The 18,864-nt window shown below is 39.2% G+C and carries 17 protein-coding genes; 3 read left to right on the top strand and 14 right to left on the bottom strand.

Annotation, left to right across the window (positions count from 1 at the left end; all coding sequences use genetic code 11):
* Positions 1-16: 16 nt before the first annotated feature.
* Positions 17-1,030: a FecCD family ABC transporter permease gene (locus LRP81_RS03720; RefSeq protein WP_230499913.1), complete on the top strand. Its 1,014-nt coding sequence runs from the start codon at positions 17-19 to the stop codon at positions 1,028-1,030.
* A complete protein-coding gene (locus LRP81_RS03715) occupies positions 1,027-2,031 on the top strand; it encodes a FecCD family ABC transporter permease (protein ID WP_230499912.1) in 1,005 nt (334 codons plus the stop codon). The genes LRP81_RS03720 and LRP81_RS03715 overlap by 4 nt, the downstream gene beginning before the upstream one ends.
* Positions 2,032-2,228: 197 nt before the next feature.
* Here the strand turns inward: LRP81_RS03715 and LRP81_RS03710 are convergent, their stop codons facing one another.
* The 13 genes from LRP81_RS03710 to LRP81_RS03650 all read right to left on the bottom strand — a co-directional run bounded on the left by LRP81_RS03710 (position 2,229) and on the right by LRP81_RS03650 (position 17,229).
* Complete coding sequence (locus LRP81_RS03710) at positions 2,229-2,906, bottom strand: ABC transporter ATP-binding protein (RefSeq protein WP_230499911.1); 678 nt, start codon at positions 2,904-2,906, stop codon at positions 2,229-2,231.
* A complete protein-coding gene (locus tag LRP81_RS03705) occupies positions 2,906-4,546 on the bottom strand; it encodes an ABC transporter permease (protein WP_230499910.1) in 1,641 nt (546 codons plus the stop codon). The genes LRP81_RS03710 and LRP81_RS03705 overlap by 1 nt, the downstream gene beginning before the upstream one ends.
* A gap of 453 nt (positions 4,547-4,999) precedes the next feature.
* Positions 5,000-6,106 carry a Fe(3+) ABC transporter substrate-binding protein gene (locus LRP81_RS03700; protein ID WP_230499909.1) on the bottom strand — a complete coding sequence of 369 codons (1,107 nt, stop codon included), beginning with the start codon at positions 6,104-6,106 and terminating at the stop codon, positions 5,000-5,002.
* Between the two features lie 156 nt (positions 6,107-6,262).
* On the bottom strand, positions 6,263-7,189 hold the full coding sequence (locus LRP81_RS03695; protein ID WP_230499908.1) for a D-2-hydroxyacid dehydrogenase: 927 nt from the start codon (positions 7,187-7,189) through the stop codon (positions 6,263-6,265).
* Positions 7,190-7,275: 86 nt separating this feature from the next.
* Complete coding sequence (locus tag LRP81_RS03690; RefSeq protein WP_230499907.1) at positions 7,276-8,220, bottom strand: 5-oxoprolinase subunit C family protein; 945 nt, start codon at positions 8,218-8,220, stop codon at positions 7,276-7,278.
* A complete protein-coding gene (locus LRP81_RS03685; protein WP_230499906.1) occupies positions 8,213-8,986 on the bottom strand; it encodes a LamB/YcsF family protein in 774 nt (257 codons plus the stop codon). The genes LRP81_RS03690 and LRP81_RS03685 overlap by 8 nt, the downstream gene beginning before the upstream one ends.
* The gene (pxpB, locus tag LRP81_RS03680; RefSeq protein ID WP_230499905.1) at positions 8,973-9,719 is read right to left on the bottom strand and encodes a 5-oxoprolinase subunit PxpB; all 747 of its coding nucleotides are present in this window, start codon (positions 9,717-9,719) and stop codon (positions 8,973-8,975) included. The genes LRP81_RS03685 and pxpB overlap by 14 nt, the downstream gene beginning before the upstream one ends.
* Positions 9,720-9,744: 25 nt before the next feature.
* Positions 9,745-10,971 carry an NRAMP family divalent metal transporter gene (locus tag LRP81_RS03675; RefSeq protein ID WP_230499904.1) on the bottom strand — a complete coding sequence of 409 codons (1,227 nt, stop codon included), beginning with the start codon at positions 10,969-10,971 and terminating at the stop codon, positions 9,745-9,747.
* A gap of 175 nt (positions 10,972-11,146) precedes the next feature.
* On the bottom strand, positions 11,147-12,355 hold the full coding sequence (locus tag LRP81_RS03670; RefSeq protein WP_263458226.1) for a putative bifunctional diguanylate cyclase/phosphodiesterase: 1,209 nt from the start codon (positions 12,353-12,355) through the stop codon (positions 11,147-11,149).
* A 27-nt stretch (positions 12,356-12,382) separates the two neighbouring features.
* Positions 12,383-13,198: an MHYT domain-containing protein gene (locus tag LRP81_RS03665; protein ID WP_230499902.1), complete on the bottom strand. Its 816-nt coding sequence runs from the start codon at positions 13,196-13,198 to the stop codon at positions 12,383-12,385.
* Between the two features lie 187 nt (positions 13,199-13,385).
* Positions 13,386-14,234, bottom strand: coding sequence for a pirin family protein (locus LRP81_RS03660; RefSeq protein ID WP_230499901.1), 849 nt, complete (start codon positions 14,232-14,234; stop codon positions 13,386-13,388).
* Between the two features lie 140 nt (positions 14,235-14,374).
* Entirely contained in the window at positions 14,375-15,883 is a 1,509-nt protein-coding gene (locus tag LRP81_RS03655; protein WP_230499900.1) for a malate:quinone oxidoreductase, read from the bottom strand.
* 476 nt (positions 15,884-16,359) lie between these two features.
* Positions 16,360-17,229, bottom strand: coding sequence for a cation diffusion facilitator family transporter (locus LRP81_RS03650; protein ID WP_230499899.1), 870 nt, complete (start codon positions 17,227-17,229; stop codon positions 16,360-16,362).
* 289 nt (positions 17,230-17,518) lie between these two features.
* On the opposite strand from LRP81_RS03650, the gene LRP81_RS03645 reads away from it, so the two are divergent.
* Complete coding sequence (locus tag LRP81_RS03645) at positions 17,519-18,427, top strand: nuclease-related domain-containing protein (RefSeq protein ID WP_230499898.1); 909 nt, start codon at positions 17,519-17,521, stop codon at positions 18,425-18,427.
* Positions 18,428-18,479: 52 nt separating this feature from the next.
* Here the strand turns inward: LRP81_RS03645 and LRP81_RS03640 are convergent.
* The coding region (locus LRP81_RS03640; RefSeq protein ID WP_230499897.1) for a hypothetical protein at positions 18,480-18,864 on the bottom strand (385 nt) is incomplete at its 5' end.

The raw sequence follows: 18,864 nt of genomic DNA, 5'->3' as shown, positions 1-18,864 counted from the left end.
AAAAGAGATGGACATAATGAAAACATTCAATGTGAGCAACATTTCATTTACATATAAGCTTATTGCGGCCACCCTTGTTTTTGCAGGGATGTTTTTTGTCGCCATGATTCTTGGTGCCGCTGATACGACTATTCGTGATGTTTGGTTGGCATTAACTTCTTTTTCCACAAGCAGTGACAAAATCCTAATCCTCCGTGAAATAAGGTTACCGCGTGAGGTTGCTGCCATATTTGTAGGGGCTGGTCTATCTGTTGCCGGAGCAATTATGCAAGGGATGACAAGAAATCCACTTGCAGACCCGGGATTACTCGGTTTGACAGCTGGCGCCAATGCAGCTCTGGCGATTACGCTTGCTTTTTTCCCGTCATTAAATTATTACGGCATCATGGTCGCTTGTTTTATTGGAGCAGCCATTGGCGCAGGAATGGTTTTCGGAATCGGTGCCATGAAAAGAGGCGGCTTCTCCCCTCTTCGGATCGTCCTTGCTGGGGCAGCTGTCTCCGCCTTTCTTTTTGCCATTGCAGAGGGAGTTGCCCTGACTTTTAAACTTTCTAGGGATGTTTCAATGTGGACTGCTGGTGGCATAATTGGTACAACTTGGGGGCAGCTACAACTGATTATTCCCCTTATTTCTGTTGGAATTATCCTATCTATTTACCTTTCCAGGCAGTTAACTATCCTTAGTCTTAGTGAAGAAGTCGCTGTGGGGTTAGGTCAAAAAATAATTGCTGTCAAAATTATTTTATTCATTGTCATTATACTTTTGACAGGTGCTTCTGTGGCTCTAGTCGGGAATATGGCTTTTATTGGATTGATGGTCCCTCATATTGTCCGGGCCATTGTCGGTACAGATTACCGTTTTATACTACCTATGTCGGCTTTAGTAGGCGGTACATTCATGATGCTAGCAGATACTGTTGGACGAACGATCAACGCTCCTTTCGAGACACCTGTTGCTGCCATTGTGGCGATAGTGGGTCTTCCATTCTTCCTGATCATTGTCCGTAAAGGAGGGAAGGCTTTCTCATGATTCATTCGTCCATTATTAAGAAGCAGCGTATTACTCTACTAGCTTTTTCTATTTTAATTATTGTTACCTCTATCATTGGAATAAGTATAGGTCCATCTTCTCTTTCCTTTGACCGCCTTATTCCAACAATCCTAGGTCAAGGTGACTTTAAAGAGGAATTTGTCTTATTTTCTATTAGGCTGCCACGTATCCTCATTACTCTGCTTGCGGGTATGGCACTCGCTTTATCAGGAGCTATTTTGCAGGGAGTTACCCGTAATGACTTAGCGGACCCAGGTATTATTGGGATTAATGCAGGGGCAGGGGTAGCAGTCGCCGTATTCTTTTTATATGTACCTATTAATGCTGGTAACTTTGTTTATGTCCTTCCAATGGTTGCTTTTCTCGGTGCACTTGTTACATCTGTTTGTATTTATCTTGCATCCTATCAGAGAAGTACGGGTCTACAGCCTGTCCGTTTAGTACTGGTTGGGGTCGGTTTTTCAATGGCACTGTCCGGACTCATGATTATTCTCATATCATCTGCTGAAAAAGTGAAAGTGGACTTTATTGCGCAGTGGTTGGCAGGCAACATTTGGGGAACAGATTGGCCGTTTATAATTGCCCTATTGCCTTGGTTGATTGTGCTAGTACCATTTTCGCTTTACAAAGCAAATCGCCTAAATTTACTTGGAATGAGTGAGCCTGTCGCGATTGGAGTAGGCGTATCTATTGAAAAAGAACGAGTCGTGTTGATGCTCACAGCAGTTGCTTTAGCAGCTTCTGCTGTATCGGTGACAGGTGGAATAGCCTTTGTTGGACTGATGGCTCCTCATATGGCAAAAGCATTAGTAGGACCACGAAATCAATTATTTATACCTGTAGCTATATTGATAGGTGGCTGGCTGCTGTTGTTTGCAGATACTTTAGGACGGAACTTACTTGCAGTGGGTATTCCAGCTGGAGTAATGGTCGCATTAATCGGCGCGCCTTATTTTATGTATTTATTGCTGAAAAAATAAAAAAGTCTGATTCCTGCTCGCTTGGTCGAGCTTGGATCAGACTTTTTTGGTTTTCTTTTAAGACAAGAATTAGATGGAATCACGGGCAAAGCTGGCTTCATTAGCTTTATGAGGGCAAAAACAAGTCGAAAACTTGATAAGAAATGTCTTCATAAAATGCACTGGTGGACTTGTCCAAATTGTAATCCCGTTAGAGATTAACTCATCACAAGGTCGCAGGCTCTGTTGACCAGCTGTCCTTCATCAATATAAAGGATACGGTCAGCAATAGCTTTTGCATCTGCGAAATCATGTGTTACAAAAACCGAAGTAATGCCGGTTTTTTTGAGGATTTCCTTTAATTCATCACGAATTTTTTCTTGCAAGTGAGCATCCAGGTTACTAAATGGCTCATCAAGAAGCAGTAAGGAAGGTGACGGAGCGAGAGCACGTGCAAGAGCCACACGTTGTTGCTGTCCGCCACTTAGCTCGTATGGATAACGATGACCATAATCCACTAGGTTAATTAGTGAAAGCATTTCCTCCAAACGATCCTGCTTTTGCTTTCTATTCATTTTTCGCAATCCGTACTTAACATTTTGTGCAACAGTCATGTGAGGAAACAACGCATAATCTTGGAATACAACACCAATTCCCCTTTTTTCAGGAGCGATGAAGGTTTTTTTATCAAAGATTACCTGGCCATTTACGACCATACTCCCACCAGTCGGATCCTCTAATCCTGCAATAATACGTAACAAAGTACTCTTCCCGCTACCACTTTTTCCAAGAATCGAGACAATTTCCCCACGCTCAATATCCACTTGAATATGATCGAGCGTACTTTTATTCGTGTTTTTATATTGGAATTGCAAATCTCTTATTTGAATATACATCAGTTTGCCCCCTTATCTAGTACGCGATGAAAAATGAAAATACATAGCGCACTAATGAAGATAATCATCAGAGAAGCGATGGAAGCTTCTTGGACCCGTTCGTCATTAGCAAATTTAAAAGCCTGTGTGGCAAGTGTAGGAAAATTAAATGGCTGTAAAAATAAAGTTAACGGTAATTCTTTTAGAATATCCACAAATACTAAAATAAATCCGCTGGCAATAGCCCCTCTTAATAAAGGTAGATCGACAAGGAAAAACGTCCTTATAGTGGAGGCACCAAGCATTCTTGACGTTTCAGAATAACGGTTCCCCACCTTTTCAAAACCAGCTTCAATATTATTAAATCCAATCGCTAAAAACCGGATGACATACGCAAAAATTAACATGACGAGCGTTGTCCGTAAGACAAATTCCGGTTTTAAATTGAATTGTGCCAAAATAGACACGATGTATTGATCCAGTGACATAAAAATGGTGATTACGGCAATCGCAATTGCTGCACCTGGAATCGAGTATCCAAGCGTTGTGACTCTTGAGATTACCTTTGTGAACATTCCTGGCTGTAAGCGCGTGTAATTAGAAATAATCAGTGCAATGATAATAATTAAACTTGATGCAATCGTGGCAACCAACACAGAGTTTTTCGCAAGTGTAATGAATTGTGCATTGAATACTTTTTCATATGTCATGAATGCCCAGCGTAATAGCTGCAGCATTGGGATAATAAAAGCAAGTGTAAAAATACCAAAACAATACGCAAATACACCCCAAGCTTTCGCCCCAGTAAGCTTTTTCGGCTGTATCGGACGAATTTTAGAGGAAGGATCATAAAATTTCTTTCTTCCTCTTAGCACTCTCTCTAAAACTAACACAAACATGACAATAATCATGAGTGTGCCGGCAAGCTTCAATGCCGAATCCAAGTCCATCATGCCATACCACGTTCTAAAAATTGCCGTACTTACCGTTTGAATGCCGAAATAGCTCGTCACCCCATAATCATTCAGTACTTCTAAAATTACTAGTGTCACACTACCTACAATAGCAGCCCTTGATATCGGCATTGCCACCCTAAAAAAGGTGTCAATATCATTGCCTCCAAGCAATCTCGCATTCTCTAAAACAGAAGCTGATAGACTTTGGAAAAAGCTTCTTGTAATGGCATACACATACGGAAAAAGTGTAACTGTAAAGATGAAAATTGCTCCATGAATACTCATGATATTGAAATAGGATTGGTTCACCTGAATATCAAAAGAATTACGCAAAGTTGTTTGAATAACACCTGTATAGTTCAAGATGCCATGGAACGTATAGGCAGCAATGTATGGTGGAATGGCTAACGGAAGTATTAATGCCCACTTTAAAAAATTTCTTAACGGGAAATCATAAATCGTAATCAGCCATGCCAAACTTGTTCCGATGAGCATGGTAGCAAGTGCGGTAAATAGAATAATCACCACTGAATTTTGAAGATAGTCCTTTAAAAGGTATTCTTTAATATGCAGCCAATTTTCGTTGCCTTCTGTAAAGAATTCAACAGCAATTAATATATTTGGTATTAAAATAATCGTTATGAAAATAATGCTTGCAAGAGCCCAGCCTTTGTGGCGTACTCTCGACCAATGAAACCGATTCACAGAGGACACATCCTTCATTCGTAAAACCCATCAGTCTAAATTATAACGAAAATCATTCTCAAATGGAATATAGTCTGACAAATTAATAGAACCGAATGCACTATTCAGATGTGCTTCGGTTCATAGCTTGTTCACAAATTATGATGGATTGGCGATTAGTTAGGTTTAACCGTATGCACGATGGCACAGGGGGTAAAACGGAAAGCTGGGTCGGTCGCATATTCAGTCAGAATTTGTCGAGCCGTCGATATCGCCCTCATTTTCGTCGATATTCACAAGGTTACCGTCGATAAATTGCCCGCTTTCGTCGATTTGTTCCCCACTTTCGTCGATAAAAACATCGTTTCCATCGATATCCAGTGTCCAGCGTCAGATCATACTACTAATCGAAGTTTATACGCCGCATCTAAGGCATCTTGCTAAGCAATTCTGACAAGCCGCCATCCGCTTTCCTTATTTCCAGCCTACTTCATTGAAGATTTTGATGGATTCTTGTTGGTTTTTTCCTAAAACAGATAAGTTAATTTCTTGTTCCTTGAATTCACCCCATGATTTGAGGAGTTCGGAGGGTTCTACATTTGCATTAACAGGATACTCTGAGTTTGCTTCTGCGAATTGTCCTTGGGCTTCTTCCCCGCTAAGGAATTCGATAAACTTGATGGCATTTTCCTTGTTTTTAGCATGCTTTGTTACACCCGCACCACTAATGTTGATGTGTGTACCTGTTGTGTCTTGGTTCGGGAAGAAAACTCCCACGTTTTCTGCTACTTTCTTTTCTTCGGCATCTGTTCCATTCAGCATCACGCCAATGTAGTATGTGTTCATAATGGCAACGTCTGCTTCTCCAGCTACTACCGCTTTAGCTTGGTCGCGGTCGCCCCCTTCTGGGTCACGTGCCATGTTATCAGCAATGCCTTGTGCCCATTCTTTTGCTTCATCTCTGCCCATGATGTCAATGAAAGATGCCAATAAAGACATGTTATACATATTCTCGGAAGAACGAACTACTAAACGGTCTTTCCACTCTGGTTGAGTTAATGCTTCATATGTGGAAAGCTCTTCCGGATTCACACGGTCTTTTGCATAGACAATAACACGTGCGCGCTTTGTCAAACCAAACCACTGATTGTCTTCGTCACGAAGCTTTTCAGGAATGTTTGCTCCCAATACGTCACTCTCTACGGCCTGTAATAATTCTCTTTCTTTTGCTTGGTGAAGGTTACCTGCATCTGCAGTAATATAAACGTCCGCTTCTGTTGCATCCCCTTCGATGCTAAGGCGTTCCATTAACTCTTCGCCTTTACCTTCCACTACATTGACTTTAATTCCGGTTTCCTCTTCGAACTTCTTGTAAAGTGCTTGATCTGTTTCGTAGTGACGGCTTGTATATAAATTAACTTCGCCTGCCTCTTGCTCATCTGTTGCTTGATCTTCATCAGTGTTTTCAGTTGGTGTATTTCCACTTGCATTTCCATTTCCGTTATTATTAATGCTACTTATGCAGCCTGTTAACGCTAGCATAAAAGCAAGCATAAGACTTAACAAAGTAAATTTCTTCATTTTTGACACTCCTTATGTAAACCAAAATGATAATCACTCTCAATTACTATTTTAATGATAATCATTATCAAGTCAATGCTTTTTTTAAAGTTTAATAAAATTCATGAAATATTTAGCGTTTCACGTGGAACATTGTAGAAATTTGATTTAACACAATTAGTAGTTTTTCTGTAAGTCCACAGAATTTTTCGGCAATTGTTCGTTTTCTACGTCCTGTAATGTTTGTAAAAAGCACTCAACTGCTTCTTCAGGTGTCGTTATGGCAGATATATGCGGTGTGATGGTAATCTTTGAATGTGTCCATAATGGGCTTTCAGATGGCAAAGGTTCGATTTCAAAAACATCCAGTACAGCCCTTTTAACATATCCTTTTTCCAATGCTCTTAACAAATCTTCTACTTGAACAGACATACCCCTGCCCACATTGATAAATGTCGTATCCCATAATACTTCAAAAAAAGTGCTGTCAAAAAAATGATTCGTCATAGGGGTTAAAGGTAACGTATTAATAACGTAATCCACCTGTTGTAATAAAGCTCGATCTGCCGATTTCATTACCTTACTAAAATGTTTTATAGCTTCACCGCTTATGGAAATGCCATAGACAGTCACATTAAAGAACGAGAGTATTCTTGCGACCTCCTGACCGATTTCACCTGTCCCATAAATGATTACATTAATATCACATAATAATTTTGGCGGCTCAACCTGCCACTTTTTTGTTAGTTGTTGCTGTTGAAACTTCTTGTGGTGTTGAAGATCATGTAGAATATGACTAAGAACAAATTCTCCAATTCTTTGACCAAAAGAGGTAATGGTTCTCGTAAGCAGCACATCTGATTTCCAAGAAGGCAAATCCAAATAACGATCTACACCTGCACCTAGAGAATGGACCCATTTCAAGTTTCCAAAATGGAAATTAGCAGTCGGTTGGAAAGCTACATAGGCATCTGCCCACTCTAGATCTTCAGCTTTTACGTTTTTCTCCGGGAGAAAAAGCATGTTTTTATCTACTCTTTGAGGTATCAACTCTTTTAATTCTTGATAAATCCTACCTGTAACAAGAATGTTTTCTATCTTCATTTTTCCTCATGCCTCCAAACAACCGTACTATTCCAACAAAAAAGGAGCCTGACCATGTAATAAATTACGATGATGCAGGCTCGTCATTATTTGATCTTTTCTAATATACTTAAAAGCTTGTTTTTTTTCAAATAAAGCTGTTGTGCTTCCTCTATTGTTACTTTTTGAAAACGAATTTTTGTACCAGGGGGAGCTTGTGCAAGCAAAGGAATATCAACAGAAATAACGGTTGCTATTCTTGTATAACCGCCTGTGGTCTGTCTGTCTGCCATTAGAATAATTGGTTGTCCATCTGAAGGAACTTGAATTCCCCCAAGAGGGATGGCTTCAGAAATAATATCAGCAGAGGAGTGATGCTCAAGCTTCTTCCCTTTCATTCGGTAGCCCATCCGATCTGACTGCGGCGTTATTTCATACGTGGAAGAGAGAAACGTTTCTAACCCATTGGATGTAAAATCCTCATGGTGAGGGCCTAAGCACACCCTTATTTCCATTTCTTTTAAATAGCTTGGGATTTCTCTAGGATGTAGCGCCCGCCCCGATTTTGCCTCATTGCCGCCGTTTCCATGTAGAATATCATTTTTTTCGAGAGCACGACCGTTAATGCCGCCTACTTTTGCTTTGATATAGGTGGATTTACTTCCCATTACTTCTGGAAGATCGAAACCACCAGCCACACAAATATAGGCTCGTGCACCATCTATTGGTCTACCAAATTCAATCAACTCTCCCTTTTTGACTTGGAAGCTTTTCCACATCGGGACACTCTTCCCATTCACTTTTGGAGACAGATTCCCTCCACAAATAGCAATCACCAGATTGTCTAGTGCTTCCAGTTCTGGTCCCATCAGCGTAACTTCAAGTCCAGCTTCATACCTGTCATTTCCCACAAGTATATTTCCGATTTGGAGGGAAAATATGTCCATTGCTCCCGAGACAACGACACCATACTCTTGCAATCCCATTCTCCCTTTATCTTGAATAGTAGTAAGGAGTCCTGGTTTAAGGACTTTTAGTAATGGTTTAGCCATGAGCATTCTCTCCAAAAGGCTTGATTGTTACTTTTTCAGCTAATAATTTCTCTCTTAACTTTTTTACAAAATCCAGAGCTTTCGGTTCGTCCCCATGTACACAGATGGTATCTGCCTTAATAGCAATGTCTTGCCCATCTACAGCAGTTACTTTCCCTTCGTTTACCATTCTTAACACTCTTTCTACAGCAACATCTTCATCATGGATCATTGCATTTTGTTCGCTTCTAGGGGTAAGTGTTCCATCTGGTTGATAGGTTCTGTCTGCAAAAACTTCAGATGCAACCTGTAAGCCTGCACGTTGTCCTGCCTTAACAAGCTGACTTCCAGCAAGTCCAAACAGAATCAACTCGGGATTGACGTGATAAATGGCTTTGGCAATAGCAGTGGCAATCCGTTCATTTTTTGAAGCAAGATTGTATAGTGCACCATGCGGCTTCACATGGTTTACTTTCGTACCGTGAACCGTCGCAGCCGCTTGAATGGCACCAATTTGATAGACTATTAGGTTATATATTTCACTAGGATGCATATTGAGTTCACGGCGTCCAAAGCCTGCTAGATCTGGAAAACCTGGATGTGCCCCAATGGAAACACCGAGTTCTGTCGCAGCCTTCACTGTGTGAAGTAATACGTTATGATCACCAGCATGATACCCACACGCCACATTTGCAGATGATATATACTTCAACACTTCTTGATCATTTCCGATCGTATATATTCCAAAGCTTTCTCCTAAATCACTGTTTAAATCAACTGATTTCATCAGGCTCTCCCTCCTTGACTACTTTCTTTACTTGGTACTCCCCTTTTTCAACTGCTTCTTTAATTTCGCCAAATTCTTTTTTATCGATTGGAACAAAACGCAGGTAGTTACCTGCTGAGAGCAGAATAGGATCCTCTTTTTCGGGATTGTACAATGGTATGGGAGTCTGCCCGATAATTTGCCATCCACCAGGTGTTTCTAATGGATATACACCTGTTTGTTCTCCTGCTATACCAACAGAACCTGCTTCAATTTTCGACCTTGGATTCTCTCTGCGAGGTGTGGTTAACTTCGGATCCATGCCCCCAAGATAAGGGAAACCTGGCACAAATCCCATCATATAGATAAGATAGTCTGCAGAAGTATGAAGCTTAATCACTTCTTCCTCTGTCAACCCGTTATAACTTGCAACCTCCGCTATATCTGGTCCTACTTCTCCTCCGTACAACGTAGGAATTTCAAATACTGTGTATGATTTTCCAATATCTTCCCATTGAACTGCCTCTTTTATCTTCTCCAATTTATCCACCAATGATTGGTAAGATATTTTTTCAGGAAGATAAAAGATGGTCAATGTTGTATAGGCTGGGACCATTTCCTCGATTCCAGGGATTGCGTTTTTCTTAAGGTAATCTGAAAAAACTCTTATTTGTCTATTTGTTTGTTTCGAAATTTTTGTATCAAAAAGTAATTGTATACCCTTATCTCCTAATGGAGAGTAATTTACCTTCATAGCCGGTTCCTCCTTGAATCATTACTTAAGAGAACAGTTTCGGTACTTGATTCATCAAGGTTACTATAGCCAGATATGCTGTAGCAAGGACTACGATTCCCCCAAAGATAGTCAACCATAAAGGATGCTTATAATCTCCAACAATTGATTTTTTATAGGCTGCAATTAACAAAGTACCTAGTGCAATCGGTAGAATTAAGGCGTTAAAAGCACCTGCTAAAATTAATAGTAAAACTGGCTCCCCAATATACGTGAAAATAATCGTCGATATGATGATAAAACCAATAATAAATTTAGAATTATTGCGTTCAATTGTTTTGGATAATGTCTTTAAAAAGGAAACAGATGTATACGCTGCACCTATTACAGATGTAATACCCGCTGCCCAAAGTACAACACCAAACATTTTATATCCAACCGTACCAGCTGCCTCAAGGAAGACAGAAGCTGTTGGGTTACTAGGGTCTAATTTGAAACCAGTAGATACGACTCCTAAAACTGCTAAAAACAAGAATACTCTCATCACAGATGCAATCATGATACCCGAAACAGAGCTTTGCGTCACTTTACGCAAGTTTTCCTGTCCGCTTATGCCTGCATCCAATAGTCTGTGTCCACCTGCAAATGTGATATATCCGCCCACTGTTCCTCCGACAAGTGTAATAATGGCAAACATATCAATCGTCTCAGGCATAAAGGTACGTAAAGCCGCTTCTGCCATAGGAGGCTCGCTTTTAAAGGCAACATAAATCGTTAAAATTACCATCACTAGCCCTAAAAAACGGACAATTTTATCCATTGCCACTCCTGCTTCTTTGGACATAAATACTCCTACAGCAATAACTGCAGTGATGATAGCTCCTATTCGTACGTCTATTCCAAATATAACATTGATCCCAAGACCTGCTCCGCCAATGTTTCCGATATTAAAGGCCAAGCCTCCTAAAGCTACAGCAAAAGCAAGGAAATATCCAAGGCCAGGTAAGACCATATTGGCAATATCTTGCCCTCTTTTTTTCGATACTGCTATAACTCTCCATATATTTACTTGAACACCTATATCTAAAATGATGGACATTAAAATAACAAATCCAAAGCTTGCTAATAATGTTTCCGTAAAAACAGCTGTCTGAGTTAAAAAGCCTGGGCCAACTGCCGAAATACCCATCAAGAAGGCTGCACCTATGAATGCATTCAAATTACTTTTCGGTTTTTGTAATAAATCTTGGTTGGTGTTTTTCTTTGAAAACATGGTAAACCTCCTTTGTCTTATCATTTATTTCTTTTAAAGCTATTATTCCAATATATTAACTCTATCATAAAAAATCAATAGCTAAAAAATGACGGTTAATTGTTGTAATAATCAAAAAGAGCTGACTCATTCGTTATGGTTTTGTAACAAACCATGAAGTCAACTCTTCTAGCTTTTATATTGTAAATTCAGATAGTTGCTTTTTCAGCCACTCTTCTAATTCCCCTGCTTGGAGTGGTTTAGAATAGTAATAACCTTGTATTTGCAGCTCTTTCTCGATGGATGAAATGAAAGAGATTTGTTCCTCCGTTTCCACCCCTTCGATAATGATAGTTAATTTTAACGAGTGACATAATGTAATGATTGCACTTAATAGCGCTGAAACTTTTTCAGATAATGGGACTTCTTTTACAAAAGACTTATCAATTTTAATCGTATTTATTGGGATCCGTCTTAAATAGGATAACGAAGATAACCCTGTTCCAAAATCGTCTAGTGCAACGGAGAGACCAAGCATCCGGAACTGTTTCACAGCATTTATCGCATTTTCCATATCATGAATCACACTTGTTTCCGTAATTTCAAGCTCTATAAACTGTCCGTCTATATGGTAGCGTTGCATGCTGTGTTGTAAAACCTGCAATAATCGAGCAGATGTTACGTATGTACCAGGGGTATTGATTGACACCTGTGGGACGGACACCCTTCTTTGTTTCCATTCGGCAATTTGAGCACAAACCTTATCAATGACCCAATCTGTCACTTCATGAATTTTTCCGTTCTCTTCTAAAATAGGGATGAAGGTTGCTGGTGAAATGAATCCCTCAGTAGGATGTTTCCAGCGTAATAGCGCTTCTACCCCAGTGATTTGAAGATTTCTGGAATGAACTTTCGGCTGGTAAACTAAAAATAATTCCTCATTCTCCATCGCTTTGGTAATATCTTGTACAATTAGTCTTTCTATACTGAACGTATGGATCGTTGGATTGTATTCTACAAGTTCATGCTGATATCGTATGGAAGGATGTTGGAGGACAGCCATACAATCAGAGAATAAATCAGCAACTGATTTTTTCGTTTTAGTAAAAGAAACGGTACAAACCATTTCCACTTGAATATGATAGCTATCTATATAAACCAGTTTATTATAGGCTGCTAGCACCTTCTCCAAAGATTTTTTTATCTGTTCATCCATATGTTCATCCGTGGTTAAAATAGCAAAGCGATTCCCATCAATCCGATACACTTTTGTATTGTAGGATGGAAGGTGGGCTTCTAACTTCGATCCAATATCCTTAATAATTCTGTCACCAAACATAAAGCCATACATGTTGATCCACTTCTCCATATGATGAATGTGTAATATGGCCAAACTTCCTGTTATCTTTTTCTCTTTTGTATCTTTTTCAAATTATCTCTGATTAGGAAATAACGTCAACGCATCATAGTGGTTTAAGCGATAATCCACATAACGATCTAGCAGGCTTGTGAGACCGGAAATAATAAGTAAACAAAAAATCCCTATCGTCACAATCAAGATTAGTAAAGTCATATCCATCATGTGCATATGATGCAAATGTTCCTCAACAGGAATTTCCGTGTAGAAAACCACGGCAAACATTCCTGTATAATGCATACTTGTAATAGCCAATCCCATCAAAATGGAGGTTAAAATTTTTATCCATTGATTGCCCATATATTCTTGCAAGGTAGAAAAAACAAACAATGCCACATACGAGACCACAATGGCAATGATAATGGACGTAATGAATAGGAGTGGTCTATAAGTGAAGGATGCATCCATCTTCATTGCAGCCATTCCGATATAATGCATCGATGAAATCCCTAACCCCATCACAATCCCAGCAACCATGTACTGCCAATGTGTCGAATTCTCTCTATTTGCCAGATAAAAGGCCAAATAGGAAGCAAATACTGCCGGAAAAACAGAAACTACCGTCAAAAAAACATCATATTTCATCGCAATAGGCAGCATGAAGGCACTCATCCCAATGAAATGCATCGACCATATCCCAAGCCCCATCGCTATAGATGCAAGCAATAACCAAAAGGATTTATGAAAAAAGCTAGACTGTTGCATTCGTTGATTCATAGATAAAGCGGTATAGGCAGCACAACAGGCTATTACGACAGACAATAAGACCATCCAGAAGGAATATTCCCCTTCCATGATGTATATGTTTTCAGATTGTGATAAAAATGACATGTATGTTAACCTCTATATTCGTTTTCTATTGGAAAGGGCAATATTTATTTACCGCTACTAAATTATACAAAATGTTAATTGAAAGTCCTATACAATTAAATGTATAAATACAGAAAAGACCCCGAAGCTTGCAACAATTATTCAAAACTACTACGGGGCAATGTTATTTAGTTAATTTAACTTTTAGTCATTGCGAGGAAGGACCGAACCGTCCCATGCGAAAATCTTGGAATGCCTCTTGGATTTCCTCTTCTGTATTCATTACAAACGGTCCACTGGCGACAACAGGCTCTCCTATTGGTTTTCCAGTATAAATTAGGACTCTCGATCTTTCTTCTGCTGTTATGTGCAAAATATCTGTCTCATCATCGGCAGCATGCCCTTGGTATGAAAGCAAACCGACATCGGTTTTTGTTAATGTCACATCGCCTGTAAATGTCATTTTTCCTTGAAGCATATAGATATGCCCATTATGATTCCGTGGTAGCCTGAGAGAATGACTAGCCCCTTTCTTAAGAAAAAGCTCAAACATATTAATCGGCACTAGAGCATCCATCGGACCCTTCAAATTCTCTGCCTCACCAGAATAAATCCGGATAAAGCCATTATCCAACTCTACCACGGGGGCTTCTTCCAACAGGATATTCTGATAGGAGGATTCGGTTTGTTTTAAAGCTTTCGGTAGATTAAGCCAGAGCTGCAACGTATGAATCAAATCATCTTCCACCGCTTCCTCTGCATGGCGTGCGGCTTTTCCTGCATTCATATACTGGACATCCCCCGCATAAAGAATAGAGTGCCCTCCATTATTATCTGTGTGTTCCAATCTCCCATCTATCACATACGTAATAGTTTGAAATCCTTTATGAGGATGATCGGAAAAAGTTCCTCGTTTAAACCAATCATCGGCCATTAAAATAAATGGATCATACTCCTCCATACGCTCCGGGGGCAATATCCATCCTTGCTGGACATGCGGATAGCCATTTTTATTATATTTCACTTTCCAATGGTCTCGAATATACTTTTTACCCAACCCTATCACTTCCCTTTGTAAGGATACTTTTAGCATACAAAAATGCAAAGAATGTATACAAGTTTCGTGCTTAAAAAGGAAACCTAAATAAAAAACGCATGAAATCAGAGTTTGTACCTGATTTCATGCGTTTTGATTTATTAATGATAGGCCACTTCTTTTTTCGCTGTATATAAGCCAAGCGTTTTAGCAGTGGAATGGTGAAGCTCTTGGAATAGTTCTGGATTCTCTACGAGGGATACCCCATATGAAGGTACCATTTCCTTGATTTTAGCCTGCCATTTGAACATATGTTGTGGGAAGCATTTTTCAAGTACTTCAAGCATCACATGAACAGCAGTGGAAGCCCCAGGTGATGCCCCAAGTAAAGCTGCAATCGAACCATCAGAAGCGCTCACTACCTCGGTTCCAAATTGTAAAGTCCCTTTGCCACCAGCCTCTGTATCTTTTATTACTTGAACCCGTTGACCTGCTAAGATGATTTTCCAATCTTCACTCTTGGCAGCTGGAACAAATTCCCGTAACTCTTCCATTCTTTTTTCTTCCGATAACATAACCTGCTGGATCAAGTATTTCGTTAATGCCATTTCCTTTGCTCCTGCAGCTAGCATAGTTAAGACATTATTCGGTTTCACAGAAGCAAGTAAATCTAGATTTGACCCCGTTTTTAAAAACTTAGGCGAAAAACCAGCAAACGGTCCGAACAGCAAAGATTTTTTATTGTCAATGTATCGTGTATCCAAGTGAGGCACTGACATAGGAGGTGCCCCAACTTTCGCTTTCCCATAAACCTTTGCATGATGCTGCTCTACCACTTCGGGATTATTACATGCTAAAAACAGGCCGCTAACTGGAAACCCTCCAATATTTTTGGATTCAGGAATTCCGGTTTTTTGCAGCAGCGAAAGACTACCTCCGCCGCCGCCGATAAAGACAAATTTTGCTGTGTGATTTTCTGATTTGCCCGTGTTTAAATTTTGTACCTTAACGTTCCAAGAACCGTCACTTGTACGCTTGATATTTTTCACACTATGTTTATAATGAACCTCGACCTTTTGCGTTTTTAAATACTCAAATAACATCCGCGTCAATGCGCCGAAGTTTACATCTGTCCCTGAATCGATTTTCGTTGCTGCAATCGGTTCACTAGAAGTACGGCCTTCCATAATAAGCGGAATCCATTCCTTTAGTTTTTCCGCATTATCCGTATATTCCATTCCATGAAACAAAGGATTGTTTGACAACGCTTCCATTCGCCTTTTCAAAAACGAGACATTTTGCTTCCCTTGGACAAAGCTGATATGAGGAATCGGCATAATAAAATCTTGCGGATTTTTAATTAATTTCGACTTAACAAGATAAGACCAATACTGTCTAGAAAGCTGAAATTGTTCATTTACTTTTACCGCTTTACTAATATCTATCGACCCATCAGGTTTCTCAGACGTATAGTTCAGCTCGCACAATGCTGCATGTCCTGTTCCGGCATTGTTCCACTCGTTGGAGCTCTCCTCTCCGGCGCCGCCAAGCTTCTCAAACACTTTAATATTCCAATCTGGTGCTAACTCTTTCAGTATCGATCCTAATGTCGCACTCATGACCCCGGCACCAATTAAGATAACATCTGTTTTTTTCTGTAAGCTGCTCATTACTTCCACATCCCCTAAATTTATAAAAAAAAGCAGGTATCCCCGCTAACATTTACAAAGCAAGTCGCCACTAAAACTAAAACATACTATTTTTATCTTAATTATAAACTATAATCATTCTTTATAGTGTAAAATATCTATTATTATCTGATAATTATATACTATTTGTAAAAGCTAAAAAAGTGAGAACTACTTCCAAGACGGACTTTTAATGTGCAGTGATCGTAAGAATACAGAAAAGCGCAATGCCTAACATACAAGACACTACATACTTGTCAGATCTCTCATCTTGTCCATTTTTAACTTTTTTTGCTATCGTTACGCAAGTGTTGAAAAAGCCTATACTTGCGACAATTGCTACCACAATAAAAAACATGCCCAAACCCCTTCCTCATACTTAGTTTACCAATGACTGCCTGGATTTTTCAAGGCTGTTTACGAAGAAGGAGAGCGAACATGTTTCTATTTTAAATAATTCAATGTGGCTCTACATGTACATGGACCTCATATATCTCAAAACTTTGTATTAAAGAATTTTCTACATTTGTCGCAATCTCGTGTGCTGCATGGATATCCAAATTAGCATCTACTGTAATGACAAGATCGACCACAATATTATTTCCATAGCTCCGAGCTCTTATTGTTTTAACACCACTTACTCCATCCACTTTATCTGCCATATCTTTATAATCTTCCATTAATTTTTCATCAAATCCATCGGTTAACTGATGCGATGCAACCCGAAAGATTTCCCATGCCGTCTTTACAATAAGCCCACCGACAATAAGTGCGGTAAGAGGATCCAGCCAAGGCAAGTTAAATTGTGACCCTACAATCGCAATCACCGTTCCAATACTTACCCACGCATCTGACAAATTGTCCTTCGCTGCAGCCATCACCGCATGACTTTTAATTTTCAAGGAAAGTTTTTTATTATAGCGATAAACAAAATACATAACAACCGCAGAAAATATGCCCGTCCAAGCAGCAATCATATCAGGAGCCTCTGTCACTCCATTTATCATCGATTGAAAAGCGCTATATAACACTTGGAATCCAATACCGAACATAATAAATGACGCAATTAAAGAAGCAATCATTTCCGACTTCCAATGACCATATGGATGATCAGCATCAGCTGGCTTCTGTGACATCCTCAAACCAACCAATACTGCAATAGATGCCAATATATCTGTCGTATTATTCAACCCATCAGCTCTCAATGCCTCTGAACCACTTATGGACGCAATAATTAATTTTAATGCGGAAAGAATCACATAAGCTATAATGCTTAAGATTGCCCCGCGTTCACCTAATTTTAAATTTGAATATCTCTGTTCTTCCATTCTTTCATGACCCCCTACTCAATGCTTGAATAGTTTACCAAGTAAATATCGTGTGGGTCTACAGCAACCTTTTTATACAAACCCATCTTAATCATAGGGAGGAAAAAGTTTTTACCCAAGGAAAAATTTGAAACACCCATTAAACTTCTGAGAGAATCCTACCAAGTTTGCGTAAACTTTCAAAATAAAAAACGGTTTTTTGAGCTATTTTGCATGGAAAATATAGTTTTACCGATTAGAGGCATTTTCATACAGGTGGTACAATTGGAGTGGAGAAGGAAGGTGAATTATGATTTATAAAGACCGAGATGAACCTCAGGCGTTACATACTCTGAAACTTTTAAATGCGAGAATGAGCTTAACCGAAAAAGACAAGCAAGACATTAATAACCTCGAAAAAGGGACAGATGGCGAATGGATGTTCAATACTATAATGGGTAAACTTACGTGCGACTGCTATATCCTAAACGATTTGCTCCTTAAAATGAATAATAATCTTTTTCAACTAGATTCCATTATCATTACACAAGAAACTATCTTTTTGAATGAAGTAAAGAATTTTGAAGGGGATTTTATTTACGAATTAGACAGATTTTACACACTAAAGAACAAAAGAGAACTTAGTAACCCTTTGCACCAACTGAACAAAAATACTTCCCTGCTACGCCAGCTCCTACAATCATTTGGCTTTCAACTTCCAATCACCTCTAATGTCATTTTTGTTAATCCCGAATTCACGTTATACCAATCACCGAGTAATATCCCATTTATTTTTCCAACCCAAATAAATAGATATTTTAATAAAGTGAATATGACCCCTTCAAAACTAAATTCCAAACATAAAACACTTGCAGAAACATTGGTATCTCGCCATCACACATTCTCCCCATATAACAATTTGCCTACATACGATTTCCTTCTACTAAAGAAAGGAATTATGTGTGTGGGGTGTGGCATACTCTCTCCTACCGTTAAGATACGTAAATGCTTATGCTCAAAATGTGGGTATGAAGAAGAAATATCTAACACCATATTACGAAGTGTAAAAGAGTTCGCGCACCTTTTTCCTAACGAAAAAATTACTACCAGAGTAATATATGAATGGTGTGATAAGCATATTTCAAGAAAAACAATAAGGAATACGTTAAAGAAAAATTACAGGGTCTTTGGAGAACGGCCGTGGGTATACTATGAATAGAGCTTATGGTAAACTTCCTTTTTGGCGGGATATTATCCTTTAAAGAAGGATTTTAGGACTTTTTATATATTTGAAACTCTTGCTTCGGGTTTTCATTTGGCTGTTTTTTTGGGCACTTATTCCTGTGTGCCCGATTTTTCCATTTTGCTGTTTTCCGGGCACTTATTCCTCTTTTATGTGCCCGGTTTTTCCATTTTGCTGTTTTCCAGGCACTTATTCCTCTTTTATGTGCCCGATTTTTCCATTTTGCTGTTTTCCGGGCACTTATTCCTCTTTTATGTGCCCGGTTTTTCCATTTTGCTGTTTTCCAGGCACTTATTTCTCTTTTATGTGCCCGGTTTTTCCATTTTGCTGTTTTCCAGGCACTTATTTCTCTTTTATGTGCCCGATTTTTCCATTTTGCTGTTTTCCGGGCACTTATTCCTCTTTTATGTGCC

Origin of the sequence: Sutcliffiella rhizosphaerae (assembly GCF_917563925.1) — a bacterium.
Lineage (GTDB): Bacteria > Bacillota > Bacilli > Bacillales > Bacillaceae_I > Sutcliffiella_A > Sutcliffiella_A rhizosphaerae.
Note: the sequence above shows the minus strand (reverse complement) of the source record. Positions and strands in the feature narration are given on the sequence as shown.

Bases quoted from the DNA above. Each gene is read 5' to 3' on its own strand.
- LRP81_RS03720 (WP_230499913.1), top strand. From the start codon at position 17: ATGAAAACATTCAATGTGAGCAACATTTCATTTACATATAAGCTTATT.
- LRP81_RS03715 (WP_230499912.1), top strand. From the start codon at position 1,027: ATGATTCATTCGTCCATTATTAAGAAGCAGCGTATTACTCTACTAGCT.
- LRP81_RS03710 (WP_230499911.1), bottom strand. From the start codon at position 2,906: ATGTATATTCAAATAAGAGATTTGCAATTCCAATATAAAAACACGAAT.
- LRP81_RS03700 (WP_230499909.1), bottom strand. From the start codon at position 6,106: ATGAAGAAATTTACTTTGTTAAGTCTTATGCTTGCTTTTATGCTAGCG.
- LRP81_RS03695 (WP_230499908.1), bottom strand. From the start codon at position 7,189: ATGAAGATAGAAAACATTCTTGTTACAGGTAGGATTTATCAAGAATTA.
- LRP81_RS03690 (WP_230499907.1), bottom strand. From the start codon at position 8,220: ATGGCTAAACCATTACTAAAAGTCCTTAAACCAGGACTCCTTACTACT.
- LRP81_RS03685 (WP_230499906.1), bottom strand. From the start codon at position 8,986: ATGAAATCAGTTGATTTAAACAGTGATTTAGGAGAAAGCTTTGGAATA.
- pxpB (WP_230499905.1), bottom strand. From the start codon at position 9,719: ATGAAGGTAAATTACTCTCCATTAGGAGATAAGGGTATACAATTACTT.
- LRP81_RS03675 (WP_230499904.1), bottom strand. From the start codon at position 10,971: ATGTTTTCAAAGAAAAACACCAACCAAGATTTATTACAAAAACCGAAA.
- LRP81_RS03665 (WP_230499902.1), bottom strand. From the start codon at position 13,198: ATGTCATTTTTATCACAATCTGAAAACATATACATCATGGAAGGGGAA.
- LRP81_RS03655 (WP_230499900.1), bottom strand. From the start codon at position 15,883: ATGAGCAGCTTACAGAAAAAAACAGATGTTATCTTAATTGGTGCCGGG.
- LRP81_RS03650 (WP_230499899.1), bottom strand. From the start codon at position 17,229: ATGGAAGAACAGAGATATTCAAATTTAAAATTAGGTGAACGCGGGGCA.
- LRP81_RS03645 (WP_230499898.1), top strand. From the start codon at position 17,519: ATGATTTATAAAGACCGAGATGAACCTCAGGCGTTACATACTCTGAAA.